19 protein-coding genes and 3 pseudogenes are annotated in these 18,296 nt (G+C 69.5%); 12 read left to right on the top strand and 10 right to left on the bottom strand.

All coding sequences use genetic code 11. The features are described 5' to 3' along the window. Positions 1-89: 89 nt before the first annotated feature. Positions 90-803 carry a pantetheine-phosphate adenylyltransferase gene (coaD, locus tag ACZ4M3_RS35040; RefSeq protein WP_467739659.1) on the bottom strand — a complete coding sequence of 238 codons (714 nt, stop codon included), beginning with the start codon at positions 801-803 and terminating at the stop codon, positions 90-92. A 213-nt stretch (positions 804-1,016) separates the two neighbouring features. On the opposite strand from coaD, the pseudogene ACZ4M3_RS35035 reads away from it, so the two are divergent. Beyond that, positions 1,017-1,153, top strand: a pseudogene (locus ACZ4M3_RS35035) (IS256 family transposase); the annotation flags it as partial. A 498-nt stretch (positions 1,154-1,651) separates the two neighbouring features. After that, a complete protein-coding gene (locus ACZ4M3_RS35030; RefSeq protein WP_467739657.1) occupies positions 1,652-2,464 on the top strand; it encodes an enoyl-CoA hydratase/isomerase family protein in 813 nt (270 codons plus the stop codon). Positions 2,465-2,651: 187 nt separating this feature from the next. Here the strand turns inward: ACZ4M3_RS35030 and ACZ4M3_RS35025 are convergent, their stop codons facing one another. Continuing rightward, positions 2,652-3,155, bottom strand: a complete 504-nt coding sequence (locus tag ACZ4M3_RS35025) for an NUDIX hydrolase (RefSeq protein WP_467739655.1) — start codon at positions 3,153-3,155, stop codon at positions 2,652-2,654. A 69-nt stretch (positions 3,156-3,224) separates the two neighbouring features. Here ACZ4M3_RS35025 and ACZ4M3_RS35020 point away from each other — a divergent pair. The 4 genes and pseudogenes from ACZ4M3_RS35020 to ACZ4M3_RS35005 form a co-directional block, all read left to right on the top strand. After that, positions 3,225-3,477 (top strand): annotated as a pseudogene (locus ACZ4M3_RS35020) (transposase); the annotation flags it as partial. A 1,044-nt stretch (positions 3,478-4,521) separates the two neighbouring features. Next, on the top strand, positions 4,522-5,562 hold the full coding sequence (locus ACZ4M3_RS35015; protein WP_467739654.1) for a vWA domain-containing protein: 1,041 nt from the start codon (positions 4,522-4,524) through the stop codon (positions 5,560-5,562). A gap of 94 nt (positions 5,563-5,656) precedes the next feature. Then, positions 5,657-5,822 (top strand): annotated as a pseudogene (locus ACZ4M3_RS35010) (IS701 family transposase); the annotation flags it as partial. Positions 5,823-6,230: 408 nt separating this feature from the next. Then, a complete protein-coding gene (locus tag ACZ4M3_RS35005) occupies positions 6,231-6,932 on the top strand; it encodes an Lsr2 family DNA-binding protein (RefSeq protein WP_467739652.1) in 702 nt (233 codons plus the stop codon). A gap of 51 nt (positions 6,933-6,983) precedes the next feature. Here ACZ4M3_RS35005 and ACZ4M3_RS35000 read toward each other — a convergent pair whose 3' ends face one another. Together ACZ4M3_RS35000 and ACZ4M3_RS34995 are read right to left on the bottom strand one after the other, a co-directional pair. Further along, positions 6,984-7,826 carry a hypothetical protein gene (locus ACZ4M3_RS35000; protein ID WP_467739650.1) on the bottom strand — a complete coding sequence of 281 codons (843 nt, stop codon included), beginning with the start codon at positions 7,824-7,826 and terminating at the stop codon, positions 6,984-6,986. A 499-nt stretch (positions 7,827-8,325) separates the two neighbouring features. Then, entirely contained in the window at positions 8,326-8,547 is a 222-nt protein-coding gene (locus ACZ4M3_RS34995; RefSeq protein ID WP_467739648.1) for a hypothetical protein, read from the bottom strand. A 112-nt stretch (positions 8,548-8,659) separates the two neighbouring features. On the opposite strand from ACZ4M3_RS34995, the gene ACZ4M3_RS34990 reads away from it, so the two are divergent. Continuing rightward, a complete protein-coding gene (locus ACZ4M3_RS34990) occupies positions 8,660-10,318 on the top strand; it encodes a helix-turn-helix domain-containing protein (RefSeq protein ID WP_467739646.1) in 1,659 nt (552 codons plus the stop codon). Between the two features lie 138 nt (positions 10,319-10,456). On the opposite strand, the gene ACZ4M3_RS34985 is transcribed toward ACZ4M3_RS34990, so the two are convergent. Continuing rightward, positions 10,457-11,122, bottom strand: coding sequence for a hypothetical protein (locus tag ACZ4M3_RS34985; RefSeq protein WP_467739644.1), 666 nt, complete (start codon positions 11,120-11,122; stop codon positions 10,457-10,459). 178 nt (positions 11,123-11,300) lie between these two features. Between ACZ4M3_RS34985 and ACZ4M3_RS34980 the strand changes: the two genes are divergently transcribed. From ACZ4M3_RS34980 to ACZ4M3_RS34970, 3 genes are all read left to right on the top strand, one after another. Further along, on the top strand, positions 11,301-11,864 hold the full coding sequence (locus ACZ4M3_RS34980; RefSeq protein ID WP_467739642.1) for an SMI1/KNR4 family protein: 564 nt from the start codon (positions 11,301-11,303) through the stop codon (positions 11,862-11,864). Positions 11,865-12,069: 205 nt separating this feature from the next. After that, positions 12,070-12,651 carry a hypothetical protein gene (locus tag ACZ4M3_RS34975; RefSeq protein WP_467739640.1) on the top strand — a complete coding sequence of 194 codons (582 nt, stop codon included), beginning with the start codon at positions 12,070-12,072 and terminating at the stop codon, positions 12,649-12,651. A 212-nt stretch (positions 12,652-12,863) separates the two neighbouring features. Next, the gene (locus tag ACZ4M3_RS34970; RefSeq protein WP_467739638.1) at positions 12,864-13,022 is read left to right on the top strand and encodes a hypothetical protein; all 159 of its coding nucleotides are present in this window, start codon (positions 12,864-12,866) and stop codon (positions 13,020-13,022) included. A 389-nt stretch (positions 13,023-13,411) separates the two neighbouring features. Here the strand turns inward: ACZ4M3_RS34970 and ACZ4M3_RS34965 are convergent, their stop codons facing one another. Next, positions 13,412-14,560 (bottom strand): pentapeptide repeat-containing protein, encoded by a 1,149-nt coding sequence (locus ACZ4M3_RS34965; RefSeq protein ID WP_467739636.1) that lies wholly within the window; start codon positions 14,558-14,560, stop codon positions 13,412-13,414. A gap of 217 nt (positions 14,561-14,777) precedes the next feature. Between ACZ4M3_RS34965 and ACZ4M3_RS34960 the strand changes: the two genes are divergently transcribed. Next, positions 14,778-15,482 carry an HAD family hydrolase gene (locus tag ACZ4M3_RS34960; protein WP_467739634.1) on the top strand — a complete coding sequence of 235 codons (705 nt, stop codon included), beginning with the start codon at positions 14,778-14,780 and terminating at the stop codon, positions 15,480-15,482. Positions 15,483-15,578: 96 nt separating this feature from the next. Here ACZ4M3_RS34960 and ACZ4M3_RS34955 read toward each other — a convergent pair whose 3' ends face one another. Both ACZ4M3_RS34955 and ACZ4M3_RS34950 read right to left on the bottom strand, forming a co-directional pair. Then, positions 15,579-16,127, bottom strand: a complete 549-nt coding sequence (locus ACZ4M3_RS34955) for an NIPSNAP family protein (protein ID WP_467739632.1) — start codon at positions 16,125-16,127, stop codon at positions 15,579-15,581. Next, positions 16,124-16,591 (bottom strand): hypothetical protein, encoded by a 468-nt coding sequence (locus tag ACZ4M3_RS34950; protein ID WP_467739630.1) that lies wholly within the window; start codon positions 16,589-16,591, stop codon positions 16,124-16,126. The genes ACZ4M3_RS34955 and ACZ4M3_RS34950 overlap by 4 nt, the downstream gene beginning before the upstream one ends. A gap of 56 nt (positions 16,592-16,647) precedes the next feature. Between ACZ4M3_RS34950 and ACZ4M3_RS34945 the strand changes: the two genes are divergently transcribed. Then, on the top strand, positions 16,648-17,610 hold the full coding sequence (locus ACZ4M3_RS34945; RefSeq protein ID WP_467739628.1) for a helix-turn-helix transcriptional regulator: 963 nt from the start codon (positions 16,648-16,650) through the stop codon (positions 17,608-17,610). On the opposite strand, the gene ACZ4M3_RS34940 is transcribed toward ACZ4M3_RS34945, so the two are convergent. Both ACZ4M3_RS34940 and ACZ4M3_RS34935 read right to left on the bottom strand, forming a co-directional pair. Next, positions 17,568-17,876 carry a hypothetical protein gene (locus ACZ4M3_RS34940; RefSeq protein WP_467739665.1) on the bottom strand — a complete coding sequence of 103 codons (309 nt, stop codon included), beginning with the start codon at positions 17,874-17,876 and terminating at the stop codon, positions 17,568-17,570. The genes ACZ4M3_RS34945 and ACZ4M3_RS34940 overlap by 43 nt on opposite strands. Positions 17,877-17,883: 7 nt before the next feature. Then, a complete protein-coding gene (locus ACZ4M3_RS34935; protein WP_467739663.1) occupies positions 17,884-18,240 on the bottom strand; it encodes an IS3 family transposase in 357 nt (118 codons plus the stop codon). Between the last annotated feature and the right edge of the window lie 56 nt (positions 18,241-18,296).

Genomic DNA, 18,296 nt, shown 5'->3' with positions numbered 1-18,296 from the left:
ATCAACACCAACCCCCGACTGCCATGGTCGTTCCTCGCCCATACCGGCCTGACCATCCACCCACCAAACCCACCGAACTTACGAAAAGATCAGTAGATAGGGCTTGAAGGCGTCGAGTCTGGACGGCTGGCCCTGCCACTGCCCGTGGAACAGGTCGGGACACGCTCCTGTTGACTCATCGCGGTGACGAGCGTGGAGGAGATGTGGGCCAAGACGGGGTCTGCAGCGATGAAGAGCGTTTCGACGCCGGCCAGTTCGTGGTTCATCCGGGCCATCGGCATCTCGTAGTCCAGGTCGTGAACACCGCGGATTCCGCGGATGACGACATCGATTCCTACGCGACGGCAGTACTCGACCAGCAGGCCGCCCGTGTGGGAGTCGACCGTTACGTTGCTCAGGTCAGTTGCTGCCGCGCGGAGCCGCTCCAGCCGTTCGGTGAGGGGGAAGCGGCCGGTCTTGTTCGGATTGAACATCACACAGACGACGACCTCGTCGAACAGGACGGCGGCGCGGCGGAGAACGTCCTGGTGCCCTTGAGTGACAGGGTCGAAGGATCCTGGGAAGAGGGCTCGCATGATCGGAAAGAATAACAAGCGGCCGACCCCGGTAGGGAAGTGCCAGGGCAACCGAACCACCGAGATCAACGTCGGCACAGCCAGGTCGCGCTGCTCCGCCACCACCGCCACAGCGCCGACGGCGACGGCAGCTGGCGCATACACCGCTCCGCTCCTCCTCACCTCGGCGACGGCGAACAGACCACCGGGCGCCACCTCACGCACGTCGCAGCATGTCGGCGCGGCCACCAGAGCATCACCATCGCATTCCTCGGACAGCTCCCCACAAGGGCCCGTCCGGCGGATACGGACTGGCGGGGTACGCCCGGCACGGCTGCGCTGTCGAGCTTCCAGGGCGCGCCCATGGCTGACCGGGGGCCCTGCCCCCTGAATCGAGTCACACGGTGCTGGGCGGAACCGGATCCTCGCCGCTTTCCCGCCGCGCTGCCCCGCTCCGCGCCGAGCGACCGGCTGATCGACGAGCTGGTGTCCCGCGCCCAGGCCGAGGGTCTGCAAGCTGATGGGCGAGGGCGGAGCGCTCCAGCAACTGACGAGCGGTTGCTGGAGTCTGCCTGGAGGGCGAGATCACCGACCACCTTGAACCGTCTTGGAGTGGTCACGTCTAAGTCAGGAGCGATGCGAGGGTGACGGCTGCCTGGTAGGACTCAGCAAGCGGAAGTCGGCTGTCGGCGTACTCGTGGGCTCCTCCGCGCTCGTGCTGCTTAGGCCCGGGGCTGCTCTCTGCACCCGCCACGAGAGCAGCTGGCTGGCCAGCTTGATGCGGTGCTGGTCTGGGCCACGTAGGGGAGCCGCCCGGGGCAGGGATTCCCAGCGCACCGATGTGCCCGGGATCGACCTCGCCGCAGACGACGAGGACGTCGGGGCCCAGGGCTTCCCGCCGGTCCCGTCGTCCCAGGCCGTGGCAGCGCCCCGCGACGTAGCATGGCAGGAGGGCGCCGCCGCGGACCGTAGGGCGACGGTCAGCAGGAGACCGGGCAACGAACACCGGCTGACCTGCGCCGGGCGTGCCGCCGGGTCGTGACCAGCGACGACAGGAAGACCCCATGACCGCCTCATACGAAACCATCGACACCAGCGTGGACGGCAACGTCCTGACCGCCATCTTCAACGCACCGCCGATGAACCTCATCGGTCCCGAGGTGGTGCGGGACATGGTCACGCTGCTCGATGACCTGTCGCAACCGGATGCCTCACGCGTGGTGATCTTCGAGAGTGCGGATGCCGAATACTTCTTCCCGCATGTCGACATGACGAAGGTCGCCCAGTACACCGCTGAGGCCGCGAAGGCCGGAGGCCCCGGTGATGCTTCCCTGGGAATGCTGTTCCGGAAGCTGAGCCGGCTTCCCGCCGTCACCATCGGCAAGCTGCGGGGCCGGGCGCGGGGAGCGGGCAGCGAGTTCCTCCTCGCCTGTGACATGCGCTTCGCCGCCCGGGAGAACGCCGTCCTCGGCCAACTGGAAGTGGCAGTCGGAGCTCCCCCCGGCGCGGGCGCGATCCAGCACCTCACTCGTCTGATGGGCCGCGGCCGGGCACTCGAGGCCGTACTGACGTCGTCGGACTTCGATGCGGACCTCGCCGAACGGTACGGATGGATCAACCGAGCCGTTCCTGACGCCGAACTGGACGACTTCGTGGCCCGCATGGCCGCGCGCATGGGCGGCTTCCCCCGCGATGCGTTGATCGCGGCCAAGTCGGCGATCAACGACATCAGCCTTCCGGCCCCTGCCGACGTACGCGCGGACGCAGCGCTGTTCCAGCAACTCGTCCGGAGTGAGACGGCGCAGCAACGCGTGGCCGAGTTGTTCGAGCAGGGCTTCCAGACCCGGGGTGCCACCGAACTGGACCTCGGAGACGCCTTGGGCACCATCGGCGGGTCGGCGGGCCGGTAATGCGTGCGCGGCGCGGTCCGGGGGCACGGTCTACCCTCATGCCGAGGTGCCGTGGGAGGGCCCCAGCTCCTACCCGGTGGATGACCCAGGAAAATTCGACGGGACCAAGCTGCGAGTGCAGATCAAGCAGTCCCGCGAAGGCACGGACCCGGCCACGACCGAACGGCACTTCACACTCGACGACCGGCTAAAACCGGTCCGGGCGATCTTCAACGGCTCGTGCGACGAGGTCGTGGATCAAGAACTCTCCGGGCCTGCGGTTCTCTTTGAGGCGGGCAACGTTCTCGGGGGTGAACCAGCCGTAGCCGGAGTGCTTGGACCATTCCAACATGGGGTTGTCCAAGTCGCCCTCGACCTCCACGAGATAGTCGGCTTCGTGACGGAGTCCACCGCCGTCGTCGCCCGTCCAGGTCGTGGTGCCAAGGAACCGTCGCACGCGGGTCAGGCGCCAGCCAGTCTCCTCCTCGACCTCGCGTGCGAGAGCTTCCAGGACCGTTTCCCCAGCCTCGACGTGGCCGCCCACGATGTCCCAGGTATCGGGAAAGAGGCGCCGGTCCGGGCTTCGCTTGTGCGCGAAGGCTTCCCCATCCCGGTTGAGGATGACGGCTCCGACGGTCCAGACCTCGCCCGATGCAGGATCGGGCACTTCGACGTCGTCGTCGACAGTGAACGACGGGTTGTGGGTGGGCATGACCGCTAGCGTAGGCCGGGCGTTTCGGCGACCTGCCGGTTTCGGGTGTCGTGGGCATGGGGCGGGACGATCGACGGGATTCTGCACCGGGTGCGGACCGGCGTGCGGTGCCGTGACCTTCCCGAACGCTTCGGCCCGTGGAAGACGGCCTATGAACGCCACCGGCCATGTCGGCCACGCCACCTGGGAACGCCTGCTCCAGCAGGTCCAGGCCGAGGCTGACGCGGGAGACGAAACCGACTGGGACGTATCAGTCGACTCCAGCATCGTGCGGGCGCATCAACACGCCGCCGGTGCCCGCACCGATCCGCCGCCGGCTCCCGCGTTAAAGGGGGGCGCGCCGGTAGAACGCCAGGGCGAGACGCCAAGGCAGAGCCTCGTCGCCCGGCCGTGGGACGCCTGGGAAGGTCTGGTGTTCACCGGCCGCCGCTGCACCGAGATGCCTCGGCTGCCTCTGGAGTGCCTGACCGACCACCGCGGTGTCCCCTTCCGCGGCGGGGCCGATTCATCCCGGCTGACGCCAGCGGGCACCCCTGCCTACGGATCACCAGAGCAGTTCCACGTCTTGCAGGGCGACGGGCGCTCTGACCTGCATGCGCTAGGAGGCGTGCTGTTCACGATGCTCACCGGGCGACCACCCTTCGAGGGGAGCAACCCAGTGATCGTCATGCAGCGCAATCAGGTGGAGGAGGCGCCGAACTGGCAGAGGACTGCTTCAGTGGGCTCTGCGGACGAGGACCGCCTCTCGGGGCCGGTGTGCCTGTGGGGCGGCACCGGTCCCCGGTCGGTCCAGGCCGTCTACCCGTTGGGTTGGCTGGACCGGGGGTCGTCGCCGCAACGCCAGTTGACCCGGTCGACCCCGAACTCGCCGGCGTGGGGACGCCCGGGATCCGGAAGATCACGCTGGAGCCGGCTTCGGGGGCACCATCAACTTCTGCCTGGCCGACCGCTTCGCGGGACAGAAGGCCGCGGCGTGAACCCGTCCCCGCCGGAGCTCGTAGTCACCCGGTCAACCTGCGGAGCAATGCCGCGAGGCGTCCGCGTCACGCCCACGGGGACCGGCTGTAGGAGTGGTTGCCCGCGCCGTGGACGAGGACGGAAATGACCGGCCTCTCCACCGCGCCAGTTGAGTCACTCATGAGCAGAGCATGTGTTCCGCCGCTTGGGAATCGGCAGGATCGGCTACGCGGGGGTGGCAGGGGTCTCGAGGGTACTGGCGCCCTTGCGGTCCCTCGCCCGGCACGTGCCGACCCCCATGTGCCAAGGGTGGTCGCTGCGGCCGCCCGCATGGAAGTCCGGATCGATTGTCAGTGGTGGCTGCGAGGATCGGAGTACCGAATCGGAGAACGCAAACGGGGAGTTCGCCATGTCCGGCAACCAGAACTACATCAATCACGTTGCTCTCGTCCTGGACGCCAGTTCGTCCATGTCGCACCTGAGCCGCAAGGTCGTCGAGGTCGCGGACCAGCAGATTGCCTATCTGGCCCGTCGCTCGCAGGAGCTTGACCAGGAAACCCGCGTCACTGTGTACGTGTTCTCGAGCCAGGTGGAGTGCGTCGTCTACGACAAGGACGTGCTGCGCATGCCGTCCCTTCAGGAGGTCTACAGGACCGGAGGCATGACCGCTCTGCTGTCCGCCACGCTGAAGTCACAGCATGAGCTGGCACAGACTGCCCAACTCTACGGAGACCACAGCTTCCTGACCTTCGTCCTGACTGACGGCCAGGAGAACGCGAGTCACCGCTGCCCGGATGCCCCCTCGAAGAACCCCCGCGACCTGGTGCAGGCCGTCGCCTCGATGATCGAGACACAGGCGGAGAACTGGACGCTCGCCGTCCTGGTCCCGGACCAGATGGGTAAGCGCGAAGCCATGCAGTACGGCTTCCCCAAGGACAACATCGCCATCTGGGACGCCACGAGCACACAGGGCCTGCAGGAAGCCGGGCAGGTGATCAAGGACGCAACCGAGAAGTTCATGGTCGGCCGGACTCGGGGAATCCGGGGATCGCGGGCCGTCTTCCGTACGGGTGGGGACGCGGTGAACAGCGACACCATCAAGGCGGCCGGTCTCCAGGCGGTGGATCCGTCCCAGTACCAGCTCGTTCCCGTGGAACGCGACGCGGCAATCCGGGAGCGGGTCGTCGAATCCGGGCATGGCTACCGCACTGGTTGCGCTTTCTATCAGTTGAGCAAGTCGGAGAAGATCCAGGCACGGAAGCAGGTCGCGGTCCTGGAGAAGAAGTCGGACAAGCTCTATGCGGGGCCGGAGGCGCGCGCCCTGCTCGGCCTTCCGGACGCGGAGGTGCGCGTGAAGCCGGATCACAACGACGACTTCACGATCTTCGTGCAGAGCACGAGCGTGAACAGGAAGCTGGTGCCGAACACCCGCCTTCTGATCATGACCTGACGCGTCGGACGCCATGGTGCGGTGCGCGGGAGAATTGCGGATACCAGGGACGTGGGCGCGGTCCGGGAGGTTCGCGGGCGGCCATATCGGATGCGTGGATGCAAGCGAAGTAGACCGTGTACGGGCTGGGTCGGCGTTGTATGTGGCTGACGTGTTCGCCTCGTCGCGGCGCAAGGACCAGCGGGCCAAGAGTGACTGCTACCTGCAGGGACTTAATCCTGGACGGCCGGCGTAAGTCGATCCGGGCCATGCCTGGCCGGCCGTCGCTGGCTGGTGAGTATGAGCCGGGGGCGACATCCGCCGCCCCGGCGAACCCCTCGTCAACCTCTGAGCCGCCGTCCCCGTCTGCACCGGCACCGAACGGGAATGTGTCGCGCTGTTCCTGCCTTTCCCGGACCCGCGCAGGCTCCAACATGCAGCACACGCCTTGCGCAACGAGGCGATCGTCGTCATTCTGGCCTCCTCGTCGCACGATCGGCGACGTGGCGGCCTCGGCGGCGGGCAGGTCGATGTCAGCGGTCCCGAGTACGGTCTGCCCATGGATGGCCAGCGTTCGTTCTGCCCCCCCCGGTAGGCGGCAGTAGGACTCGGGAGCCCGTTCTGCGGCTTCTTCGGGCCGGTAACGCGGCTCGGCGTGCCGCGGTCGTTGGGGATCGGGTGTGAGCGGGATGCCGACGCACGGGGCAGAGGACGTGCGACAGGCGTGGGGGCGGGTCACCGGATGGCTCGAACTGCACGCGCCCGGCATTTTCGTCGGGCTTGGCAGCCCAGCCAGTCCGAAAGCCATCAATGATGCCGAAGATCGCATGGGCCTGAAACTGCCGAGGGAGATATGGCAGCGGCTCTTGGCGAATGACATCGGTAGTGGGACGGAGCCCGATGCCGGCGCGTGTCTGGTGGAGCCGTGGTGTGGAGGCAACATCCTCGGCGGCGGTCTCCTTCTGGGGCTCGCGGACATCGAGCGTGTCTACCTCCACAAGACGGGAGTGGAGCACATGGAGCCGTCCGGTGACTCCGACTATCCGTCCTGGCGTCGGGAGTGGGTGCCGATCGCGGCGGAGAGCGAGGGTTTCTACGGGAGGTTCCTGGACACGCGCACCGGAAGTGTCGGGTCTTGGAGCGAGGGCTCCCATCCTGAAGAAGGAGTGTTCCCTTCGATGTCTGCCTTCTTCCATGATGTGGCCGACCACCTGGAAGGGGCTGCCTCGGTCACCACGAGGGGAACGGCTGGCGTCCCTGTGCGCGGCCACGTTCTGGAGACCGCGGCGATTCGGCTCTGGGCCCGGGCGAACGGTTACCACGTCAATGACCTGGGACGCGTCCCTGCCCCCATCTGCGAGGCGTACGAAGCATCACTGCGATCGCGTTGAAATCCTGGGCCCAGCCCAGCCCAGCCCAGCCCAGCCCAGCCCAGCGTGGTGTCAGTACGCGCCGAAGGACCAGAAGACTCCGACCTCGTGGCCGGACACGGCGATGAGGCCCAGCTCGTCAAGGAGGTCGAGGCCGTTGATGCATTCGCCGGAGACGAACCGGTGGACCTTCGTGTTTTTGAGGCCGGCCCGGACGAAGTCCCGGGCGGGGTCCGACGCCGCGTCTTGGGCGTTCGTCCAGAAGCGGGCGTTTGGCCCGTAGCGGTCCAGCAAGAACCGTGCGTCGGCCAGCAGGGCGTCGCACTCCGGCCGGTGCCGTACGGGCCGGTTGTCGCCCCACTCCTCCGCCATGACGGCGAGCACGGTGACGGCTCCCGCCGGCGCCAGCTCGTGCAGGCGCTCGCGGAATCCGGCGGCGGCCGGAGGCGCGAAGGGGTATGCCGGTACGGCGTAGCGGGCATCGTTGGTGCGGTCGCCGTCGATGCGCAGCCAGCCGCGCGGGTCCGGGACCTCCCGGTGCATCAGGGCGAGTACGTCTTCGGCCCAGTCCTCGTGTCGGCGGGGACCGGTGGCGAGGAAGACGTACGGGTCCTCCAGCAGGCGCAGGGCCGCCGCGTTCCAGGGGCTGCGGCGCCGCCGCAGCTCCCTGGTCGTGCTGCCGAGGCTCCGGGCGAACACGTCGGCCGGCGAGCGCGGCATGGCGGCCAGCTGCCCGTACCCCCATTGCAGGAGTTCCGTGGCCGCTCCGTCCGCGGCGGTCTCGGCCAGCTCGCGCGGCGCCTCGGGGACGACTGCCTGGTTTCCCCGCTGGAGTTCGATCGCGGCCCGCCACAGGTCTTCCAGGTGGGCGTCGAGGAGGTCGAGGGCGGTCTGGTCGTCGTCTGCCGTGCTCATAGGCCGACCCTAGGCCGTGTTCACGGCCGCTTCCACCACCCAGTTCGCCACCGCACACGTCCGTGACGTGGTCCCAGACGGCACGACCATCACCCTGCACGACCACGGACTGCGCCGAGGCTGCATGACCCACCCCGTTCCCGACTTAGCCCGCCCGCTGTTGAGGGCGGCCGTTCTCCTCCGGTAGGTCGGGGTCCGACACCAGCGGACCGCTCTTCAGCGACCCGCTGGGAAGCGAGGGGCTGTGGCCCCTGACGGCCTTCGCCGCCGACTGCAAGCTCCGCCCACCCCAACCGCCGCGGCCCGAGCCGCGCCGGAGCCGGCGAGAGACAGCACCATGCCCGAAGGAGCCGGTGAAGACCATCTGGCCCGTGTGTACCGCTCATTACGGGCTCGCATGGGCCAGGGATGACCCGATCTGATGCAGTCCTGTCCTCACCCGCCTCCGCACACCCGGAAGATCATCGAGAGCGGACCGGCACCTCGGGACCGGCTGCGCCTACCGCTCGCGGCTGCCCAGCAGCAGCGCCCGAGTCCAGGAGGCCAGCTGGCGCACGATGCGGGCCGCCTGCGCGGCCCGCCGCCGCGAGAAGGGCAGCACCAGCAGGGCCGGCACCGAGGCCAGGGTCACGATCACGACGGGAACGAGGGCGAGAGCGACGACGAGAACGCGGGCGGCCCACTGTGCGCCGGACACGACGGCGCTCAGGACAGCAGTCACGGTATCGACTCCTTGGCGAAGTGGCTGATTGGCGTCCCCAGGGTGGGGAAGACCGGGTACGTTGCGACAGGCCGCACGGCTTGCCGGTGCGGTGTCACGGCACGGGGGAGGCATGATGCCGCAGATCGAGCGCTCACCTGCGAGTTCCTCCGCGGTCGAACGCGGCGAGGTCCCCGAGGTTGCGGAGCTCGGCAAGGTGTTGACGGAGCTGTTCAAGACCCTCGGCGTCTCCCAGGAGGCGTACGCGGTGCGCGTGAGCCTGGACCCGTCGGCGGTCTCCCGGTACCTCCGCGGCCGCCGGGTGGCCCCGGAGGACTTCGTCGACCGGTTGGTCCGCGAGGTGGGCCGGCAGCGGGGCACCCCGCTCCAGGAGGAGGCCCGGGAGCGTATCCACCAGCAGCGCCTGGAGGCTGTACGGGCCACCGATCCGGCGGAGTACGAGCTGCACGTGCTGCGTCGGGCATCGGAGCACCTGCACCGCAGCCTGCGCCGACTGAGCCGCCGCGAGGAGGCGCTTCAGGACCTGCTGGACAAGCGTGAGGCCCAGCTCGCCGCGAAGGACGCCGAACTCGCCAGGACAAGCCGGGACTGGGCCGAGGACGCGGTGCAGGCCCACGAGCGGGAACTGGCACTGACCGAGGAGCTCGCCGACCGCAGCGCCTCGCGGCGGTCCCTCCTCGCCGAGATCGCGCAGCTCCGCTCCGAGCTCGCGGCTACCGAGGCGCTGCGGGCCGAGAAGGAGGCCCAATGCCGGGAGCTCCAGGAGCAACTGGTGGGGATGGAGGAGGAGCTGGCCCGGTTCAGGGCGGGGGGAGGTGACGATGCGGACCTGCCGCTCGACGCCCTGATCGGCCGGCTCGCCGGATTCAACGCAGCCGCCGACGTGCGCCGCCTCGCGCGAAGCCTCGACACCGTGGCCTGGGAGCGGCCGGCCGAGGACGTACTGCGGGTGATCGACTGGCTCACGCGCTCCGCGGCTCGGGTCAGGGCCGAGCAACTGGTGTCGGACGTTGCCGAGGTGCGCCCGCCTGAGGACGTGGCGGAGCTTGGTGAGGGCCTGGCGGAGCGGGCCAGGTCGGGCGATCCGCTCGTTATCGACCTGTATGAACGGCTGGTGGTCTACGCCTACCGGCTGCGGACGCCCTCGGAGCTGGCAGCGCTCCTGCGGCGGTGGCACGGCCTGGTCGTGGACGGCGAGCAGACGGTCGACTACGTGCTGCTGTCGATGATGGCCGAGTCCGACCGCGCCCATGCCGTCGTGGACCTGCTGGTCGTGCTGGACGACCCCGAGGTGGCGGAGCGGACCCTGAGCCGCGGGATACGGACGACGTCCGGGAGCGGCCGGGCCCTGCGCATCCTCCTCGACCTCGCGCGGCGGGACGGGGCACTGGCGGAGCCGGCGCTCGGCGCCCTCGTCGGCAGGGCGGTTCATGACGAGAAGACCGCCCGCGGTCTCGGGAACGGCTTCGGCGACTTGCCCCAGCAGTACCGCGTGGAGCTGGTGGACCGGACCGTGGGGCTGCCCCCGGGCCTAGTGGTGGCGCTCCTCACCGCCTTGCACCGGGAGAGCGGCGGCCGGGCCATGGCCGACGACCTCGTACAGCGCGCCGCGGCCGTGGGGCGCTTGGGCGACCTCGCCGGCGTGGTCGGGGACAGCCTTCGGAAGGTGGGCGCTCACCGGCAGCTCGCCCAATGGCCCGGTACCCCTCTCTGGAGCCCGGGCGATCTCCGGCAGGCGATCGCCGAGTACGAGCGCTACAACGCCCTGTGACATGTCGGCTGGTGGGCAACGGGTGTCGCTGAGGAGGAGGGCAGTCGCGGTATCAGGGCCCGATGGGCCGGGGTGTTTGTCGCGCCCGGGGACGGGTGTGGCGGAAAGCTGGCGGGGTGCGGCCGTCGGGCGGGCGTGTCACCGCCCTGTCGGTCGCCGGGGCCTGCGGCGCCGCTTCTCGTACGCCTCCCGGATTCCGCCGGCCAGTCCCAGGAGCACTGCCACCCCGACCGCCACCTCGGCTGCGGTGCGCAGGCCCCAGCCGTGGACGTCCCCGGCAGCCCGCGGGGAGACCTTGCCCTGCGGGTCGTGCACGACCGCCAGGGACTCGCCCTCCTTCGCGAGCCGCGAGGCGGTGTCCAGGTGCTCCGGGCCGCCCGCGGGGCAGTCCAGGCGGTGGTCGTACGAGGTCCGGGTCGTGGAGGTCCAGTGGCCCTCGGCGTCCACGGAGGAGTCCGTCTCGGTGTGCTCGGTGACCTTCAGCACGACGCAGCTGATCTCGACGCCCCGGTCCTCCAGCGTGCTGTGCCCCACGGACGCGAGGGCCAGGATGGCGCCGAGGCCGGCGGGGAGGGCGGACAGCGCGATGAGCCGGGCCCCGCGCCGCGTGGCGAGGGCGGCGTGCCAGCCGAGCAGGACCAGCGGGAGCACCAGCCCGCCGAGGAAGAACCCCCAGTTGCCCAGCGACCCGTACGCCGACTCCCAGGCCACCCCGAACGCCAGGGCCGCGATCAGCGGCGGCGCGGCCAGCGCCACCGCGGTCCGCCAGAGCCCGCGTGCCCAACCGCCCTGCCAGCCCGCCATGACCCCCCCGTGCTCGTGCTCGTGCGTTCCAGGTAACCGCGATGGCACGGGGCACGTAAAGAGCGCGGCCACCCCGGCCCGAAGGTGCCTGGTGACTCTGCTACTTGGGGGCAGGTCCCGTTGACGCCCCGGTCACCCGCCCACGAGCGCTCGTGGGGGTGCCAGTAGCGTCCATGCCGTGATCACCCTCGATGCTCTGGTCCGCCTCTGCCCGCCACCTGTCGAACCGCCGCCCACGGTGGACTGGGCGCAGGCCGAGCGCGCCATGGGTACGACCCTGCCCGCCGACTACAAGCAGCTCGTCGAGACCTACGGCGACGGCATCTTCGACGACACGCTCTGGCTACTCGTCCCCGGCTCCGCCCACAGCGACTGCGACCTGCACGCGCAGACGAAGGAACGGGACGAGATACTGGCTGATCTGTGGGGGTTCGAGGCCAAGCCCGCCGGTCTGCTGGAGGCGGGCGCCCGGGTCCTGCCGTGGGCATTCGAGGAGGGCACGGGGGCGTTCCTGTACTGGCTGGCGCGCCCCGGGCAGCATCCCGACGAGTGGACCGTGCTCTACAACGAGGGGCGCGGCCCCCTCTGGGAGCACCACGACATGGGGTGCTTGGCCTTCTTGCTGGCGGTGCTCACAGGTACCGCGCAGACGGACTACTTCGGTCATCTCTACGACGTGCTGCAGCCGACGAAACACCACTTCGCGACGGCCGACCGGACTCTCGGCAGGTCCCGCCGCTGACGCCGTCCGCATGCCGGACCAGGCCGCGCCGTCGGCGCGTTGCGCGGCGACGCCGTGCCCGCCGTGGCGGTGGCCACCGCGCTCGGTACCTCCCGCTCCACGGCCCTGGTCCGGCTCCTGACCGTGGAGGACGGGTAAGGGCTGCCGGGCGCCGTGCAGTATGTGTGAGACTCCCTCTGATTGATCACTCGGGGGGAGTTCCGCGTTGAACGCGCTGTTGAAGAGAGTGTGGATCGGGCTGGCCGCGACCTTGATCGTGAGTCTGGCTGCCGTGGTCCTGCCGGACCACATCCAGGTGGACGAGGCCGGGCGCGTCCACCTGGGCGCGCCCGTGCCCATGCCGTCCTCGTCCACGGCGCCGCCCACACCGGAGTCCGCATCACCGCCCCTCACACGGGAGGCCGTGGACGAGGTGATCCGGACCGCGGTCGGCGCGGCCGGCCTCGACCCGGCGCAGGGCCGTCCGACCGTGGCGGCCGACGCCAACGCGAACAGGACGGGCTGGATGGCCGTCCGCGAGAAGACCGCCGCGCAGTCGGAGATGAACGCGATCTGCGCCGACCTGGAGCGCCAGGGCTGGACGCCGAACCCGAACGGCGACCGCCCCGACGCCTCCCGCAGCTACAAGCGAGGGGGCTGGTACCTGCTGGTGAGCACGCGCGGGAAGACCCGGGCGCCTTCCACCGCCTCCGCCTTGACCGGCTCGCAGACCTACCTGACCCTGACCGGACTCCAGCTGAACCTCTCCGACGTACCCCTCCCCGAGATCACCGTCCGCATCGGCTGACCCCCCACAGAGAAACCCACACCGTCTTGTTGACGCCGAGCCGAGCGGTCTCGCCATCGTTCGTAAGCGGTGAAGCAGATGCCACCGCGCCACCGCGCCACCGCGCCGCCGCGCCGCCGCCCGGGGCCCGGTCGCCGCGTCGCGCGGTCGGGCCCGGGTCCCAGACGCCAAGGGGAGCAGTCGCGTTCGCGCGGCGTCGCGGAAGGGGGAGCGTGGCCGAGGTCTACCGGCGCGGGGTGCTGCGTCAGACCGGAGCCGTGTACCAGTTCCGCCACGTCCGGTTGCAGCACCACCTCGGACACGCCTTCCGCCGTCGGCACCGGGACTTCGCACCGGCCGCGTTCGCGCCCCCTTCGAGCGGCGACCCGTAGCCGAACGGCCGGTCACCCATCGGCAGATCACCGACCACCGGTCACCAATGGCCGGTCGCTCGGCCTGTGTCCGGATGTACGGGGACACCAGCGTCGGGCCGTCCGGCTCGCGGCGGCTCACCGCGCCGCGAGCCCTGCCCGACGCAAGGTTCCCGATGACGTCCCCGCGCCCCACCTGCGCCGGGCGGCCCTCGCGCTCGCCGCCCTGCGCGAGCGCCTGGAGCCGGATGCTGCCGCGACCACCGAGCAGGCGCGGCGGCCGGCGCTCCCGCTTCCGCCCGTCAACACGGATCAAGTGTCCGGGCCCGGAGAGATGACGAGCGACTGTGGCTTCCCTCCACCGAATGACCCGCTGTTCTGGATGTCAAAGCGCGCCGCTTTGGGAGCTCTCAGGGTAGGCCGGAGATGTCGGTGCCGCGTGGCAGCAGGAGTCCGTCGGGCGCTGTCTCCAGGCCGAAGCGCGGCGGGTGGGTGAACGTCGCGGTACGGGAAAGATCGACGGTGCCGCCGGTGAAGCGGGCCGGCGGGACAGTGACGTGGAGGTGCTCCAAGCGGTGTTCCCCGAAGTCCACGATGGTGCCGGTGAAGGTGGAGCCTGTGAAGTCGACGAGACCGTCGGAAAACTCCGCGTCCTCGAAGCGGACCTCCCCTGCGCTGAAGGCGGCATCACGGAAGTTCACACGGGCGCCGGTGAATCGGGTGCCGTCGAAGGTGACCCAGCCGCCGCTGAAGGCCGCCCGGTCGAAGCGGACGGAGCCGCTGCGGAACTCGGCGAGGCGGAAGTAGACGTAACTGCCGTGGGCGAATTCGACTTCGTCGAAGATCACCTGGTCGCGATCGTGGCCAACGAAGAGCGCCTTGATGAAGATGATGTCGCCGCCGGTGAAGCGGGCACCATGGAAGTCCGCCTCGTCGAGTACGGCCCCGGTGAAGTCGAGGTCGTACCCCTGCCAGGATTCGGGCGAGTCGTCTCGCAGATGGGCGCCGATGAGCCGGAGGACGGTCTTGCGTATCTCGCGTTCGCGTTGCCAGACGGTGAAGTCCGGTTCGTCGGCCGGGGGGCTGGGCGCATGGGGCATCCTGAGGTAGCCGCACAGCACGTCGATACAGGTCTGACGCTCCTGGCGCCACTCGTCGGCGAGCCGGGCCATGGCGTACGCACCCGCCATCCGGGCCGCTGGTTTGTCCGACCCGAGTTGATCGGCTGCGGCCCCGAAACGGTCGGTGAAGGACCTGCCGTGCTCGCGCTCCTCACTCACCTCGTTGAGTTGCTGGCGTCGGTAGCCGACGACCAGAGCGACCACACCGCCAGATCCGGCGACGATGGCCAGTGCGATCTTGATGCCGTCGTAAACGTCTCCGGGCCTGAGCGGTCCGGCTACGTGCAGCCGAGGCGTACCGAGCATCAGCCAGAGCACTGCCGCGACGATGCCGGCCGAGAAGGCGGACAGCAGCAACGCAACAGCAACATGCAGGCTCAGCGGCCACCGCATCACGCTTCGAGGATCTGGACCTGAACGCTCGCTCCTGGCCGCCACGCCATCAGCGTAGAACCGACATCGAGATCAAGGAATGGCATCCGAAGCAATTTCCGCCACTTGCCAGCTGTCCACCGAACAACAGCAGTCGAACCTTGCCCGATCCGTGTTCGGTTTCCACCCTCGGCGCCGCTCATCCTCCAGAGGTGTCATGCGTACCTACCGGCAAAGCCGATTGGTGATCGAGTTGCCTGACTGTGAGTCCTATGCTGCGGAGATGACCAATGCCATTGAACTCGTCATATTCGACTGCGACGGCGTGCTGGTGGACAGTGAGCGCATCGCCGCGCGTGTGCAGGTCGCCCTGGGGGCCGAGTTGGGCTGGCCGCTGACCGAAGACGAGGTCGTGGACCGGTTCATCGGGCGCTCGCACGCGGCCATCCGTGAACAGGTCGCGACGCAACTCGGCGAGGACGCAGCCGCAACCTGGGCGGAGAGGTTCGAGCAACTTCACAGGGAGGCCGTGGACGCCGACCTCGCCCCGGTCGAAGGCCTGACCGAAGCCCTCGACGCGCTCACCCTCCCGACCTGCGTCGCCTCCAGCGGCTCCCACGAAAAGATGCGGCACACCCTCGGCCGCACCGGACTCTACGAACGCTTCGCGGGCCGCATCTTCAGCGCCACTGAGGTCTCCCAGGGCAAGCCCGCCCCGGACCTGTTCCTGCACGCCGCTCGACAGATGGGCGTCGATCCCACCGCCTGCGTGGTGGTCGAGGACAGCCGGCCCGGCGTCCGAGCAGCCCGCGCCGCCGGCATGGAGTGTTTCGGCTATGCCGGCGGGCTCACCCCGGCTGAACGAATCGAAGGCCCCGGCACCACCGTCTTCCACGACATGCGCAACCTGCCGACCCTCATTGCGGAGCGGCAGACGAATGGGGACGGCATGGGGACTCGTCCGGCCATTCCGGGACGCTCGCAATGAACGTGCCGACGTCTCGACAAAGCCCCAGGGCCCGCAGGCCCTGACGAGGAAGCCGCGCGGTGTACTCCGTGAGCTGCGGCTGGAACCCGCGCGGAGCTACGCCGTCACGGGCTCCAGCCGCAGCTGCCGGATCGGCCAGGGTGGTGGCCCGGCCGGGCCGAACCAGACCCGAACGTCCTCCCCGGTGCGCACCGGCAGGAGGGGGTAGTCGTTTTCGGCGTGTGCGGTGCGGTGCAGCGCATGGCCCGGACCCAGGTGCCGGGCTGCGTACGTGTCGAAGGCGACCGCGTCTGACGGCTGGCAGACGGTCGCGACCACCTCGCCGATGCCTGACTGCGATGTGAAGCCAGGGCCGTGCAGGAGCAGGACGTCGTCGCTGTCGATCATGGTGGCATTGGCCGCCTCGCGGTGTTCTTGCCAGACCGAGCCGGTGTAGAACGCCTCGAGCGAGCGCCGACGGTGCCTCATGTCGGGGAACGCCCGCAGCCAGACGAAGCGGTCCGGGTCGTCAAGGTCGCGGAATCGGCCGCCGACCGCGATGCCGACCGCTTCCTGACTGATCACGAACTCGCGCTCGAACAGCTCGATGAGCGTTTCCCGGGTGCCGGGATGCAGCGTGTACTGCCGGAGTTCGACGATGCTCATGCGCTGGCCGCCCCGGTGCGGGTGAGGTCCATGATCCAGTTGAGCTCCCAGGTGTGGCCGCCGTCGGCGGAGAACTCCTGCTCCCAGCGTGCGGCGTCCGGGCCGAGGCGGTACCAGGTGAAGTGCACCCGGATCGGGCGGCCGTCGTGGGTGTCCTCGCCGTGGAAGTCACCGCGGTCACCCGTGAAGCCACCGACCACCGGGGGATCCAGTCGGCCGGTCCGGCTGTCGGACCAGTGGATCGCCCAACGCGCCAGCTCGCGGTCGAACAGTCGTAGGGTCACGCCCTGGCGGCCGAGGGTGGGGAGGCTGAGCTCGTCGATGTTGCCGGCCCCGCCGAACAGCGGCCGTACGACCGCATGGCCGGGAAACTCTACCCAGGTGGCCGGGACTGAGCCGAGAGGTGCGGTGAGACGGCGATTGGCCACGTCCCAGCAGCCGTGAAGGAAATCGAAGTCGTCCATGCGCTGCAGGCTAGGGACATTCCCCTGACATCCACTGTCAGTGAATACTGAGCGGCATGCGCGCAAGCCGACTGGTCACCCTGCTCCTGCTGCTCCAGAACCGGGGCAGGATGACGGCCCAGCAGCTGGCCGAGGAACTGGAGGTCTCCGTTCGCACGGTCTACCGGGACGTCGCGGCGCTCGGCGCCGCCGGTATCCCGCTGTACGGCGACGCCGGACACCTGGGCGGCTACCGGCTGTTGGAGGGCTACCGGACCCGTCTCACCGGACTGACTGCTGACGAGGCGCAGGCCGCGTTCCTCGCCGCGCTCCCCGGCACCGCCGCCGAGCTCGGCCTCGGTGAAGCGCTCGCCACCGCCCAACTCAAGCTGCGGGCCGCCCTTCCGGCGGAGTTGCGCGAGCACGCCGGGCGGGTCCAGGAGCGCTTCCTGCTCGATGCCCCCGGCTGGTACGGCGGGGCAGACCGTACGCCTCACCTGGCCGCGGTCGCAGCCGCCGTGTGGGCGCGGCGGGCGGTGGTCCTGCGGTACCGGCGCTGGCGGGCGCCGGAGGAGATCGAGCGGCGGGTGGAGCCGTACGGGCTCGTACTCAAGGCCGGCCGCTGGTACGTGGTCGCCGGCGGGCCGTCCGGGATCCGCACCTACCGTGTCGATCAGATCGAGGAACTGCGGCCCGTGGCGGAGGAGTTCGCCGTACCGGACGGCTTCGACCTGGCCGTGTACTGGAAGGGCTATCTGATCGACTTCCAAGGCCGGCTCCACACCGGGGAGGCGCTGGTACGTCTCACCCCGGAGGGCGCCCGCCGTCTCGGCCTGACACCTGCCGAAGGCGGCGGATGGACGGAGACCCGGGTGCCCATCGAATCGATCGACCACGCCCACGGAGAGTTCTTGCGGCTGGGCAGCGACATCGAGGTCGTGGCTCCGGCCGAACTCCGCGACCGTATAGCCGAGACCGTATGGACTTTGGCCTCCCGCTACCGGGGGTGCCCGCCTACGGACGGAGCTTCCGGGGACTGAGCAGCGCTGTGCGCGCGCGGGTCATCGGTGAGCCGCCACGCGTACGCGGCCGGGCGGACGGGCCGGGCGGACGGTGTACGACCGCGACCGCCAGACGCCGCGGGTGTTGTACCAGCCTTCGAGGTAGTCGAAGATCGCGGAGTGGGCCGTTGCTTTCGTGTGCGCCAGGTGTACCGGCTGACGAGTTCGGTCTTCAGGGTGGCGAAGAAGGACTCGGCGAGGGCGTTGTCCCAGCACACGCCGGTGCGTCCGACGGAGAGCCGGATGCCCAGGTCAGCTGCATCGATGTCCCCGCACCAGCGGATATCGGTGGCGGTGGGGTCGGGGTGGAAGTCGCGTCTTACCAGGTCGGAGCGGGTGGCGGCCCGGGGATCCGGGACGGTGGTGCGGTGGATCCGGCCGGCGGTGCTGGCCTCCGATGCCGGCGGCCCGCATCAGGCGGGCGATCCGGCGCCGGCCGCAGCCATGGCCCTGGCGGTGGAGGAGGGCGTGGATCCGGGGGGATCCGTAGGTGCCGCGTGAATGCGTATGGACTTTGGTGATCAGTGCGGTCAGTGCCTGATCGAGCAGGGGCTGTGGCCTGGTGACGGCATGGCATCTCTGGTAGCGGGCGGACCGGGAGACCTCCATCAGTTCGCAGGCGCGTTTGACGCTGTCACCTGCACGCTCCTCCGCCTCGATGAACC

The sequence above is a fragment of the Streptomyces sp. NPDC026522 genome (assembly GCF_055567555.1).
This window is presented reverse-complemented; position numbering and strand designations above follow the sequence as displayed.

Coding starts and splice junctions, on each gene's coding strand:
- ACZ4M3_RS35025 (WP_467739655.1), bottom strand. CDS start 3,155: ATGCCCACCCACAACCCGTCGTTCACTGTCGACGACGACGTCGAAGTG.
- ACZ4M3_RS34990 (WP_467739646.1), top strand. CDS start 8,660: ATGATGCCGCAGATCGAGCGCTCACCTGCGAGTTCCTCCGCGGTCGAA.
- ACZ4M3_RS34985 (WP_467739644.1), bottom strand. CDS start 11,122: ATGGCGGGCTGGCAGGGCGGTTGGGCACGCGGGCTCTGGCGGACCGCG.
- ACZ4M3_RS35005 (WP_467739652.1), top strand. CDS start 6,231: ATGCCGACGCACGGGGCAGAGGACGTGCGACAGGCGTGGGGGCGGGTC.
- ACZ4M3_RS34955 (WP_467739632.1), bottom strand. CDS start 16,127: ATGAGCATCGTCGAACTCCGGCAGTACACGCTGCATCCCGGCACCCGG.
- ACZ4M3_RS34960 (WP_467739634.1), top strand. CDS start 14,778: ATGACCAATGCCATTGAACTCGTCATATTCGACTGCGACGGCGTGCTG.
- ACZ4M3_RS34945 (WP_467739628.1), top strand. CDS start 16,648: ATGCGCGCAAGCCGACTGGTCACCCTGCTCCTGCTGCTCCAGAACCGG.
- ACZ4M3_RS35000 (WP_467739650.1), bottom strand. CDS start 7,826: ATGAGCACGGCAGACGACGACCAGACCGCCCTCGACCTCCTCGACGCC.
- ACZ4M3_RS34950 (WP_467739630.1), bottom strand. CDS start 16,591: ATGGACGACTTCGATTTCCTTCACGGCTGCTGGGACGTGGCCAATCGC.
- ACZ4M3_RS35015 (WP_467739654.1), top strand. CDS start 4,522: ATGTCCGGCAACCAGAACTACATCAATCACGTTGCTCTCGTCCTGGAC.
- ACZ4M3_RS34935 (WP_467739663.1), bottom strand. CDS start 18,240: ATGGAGGTCTCCCGGTCCGCCCGCTACCAGAGATGCCATGCCGTCACC.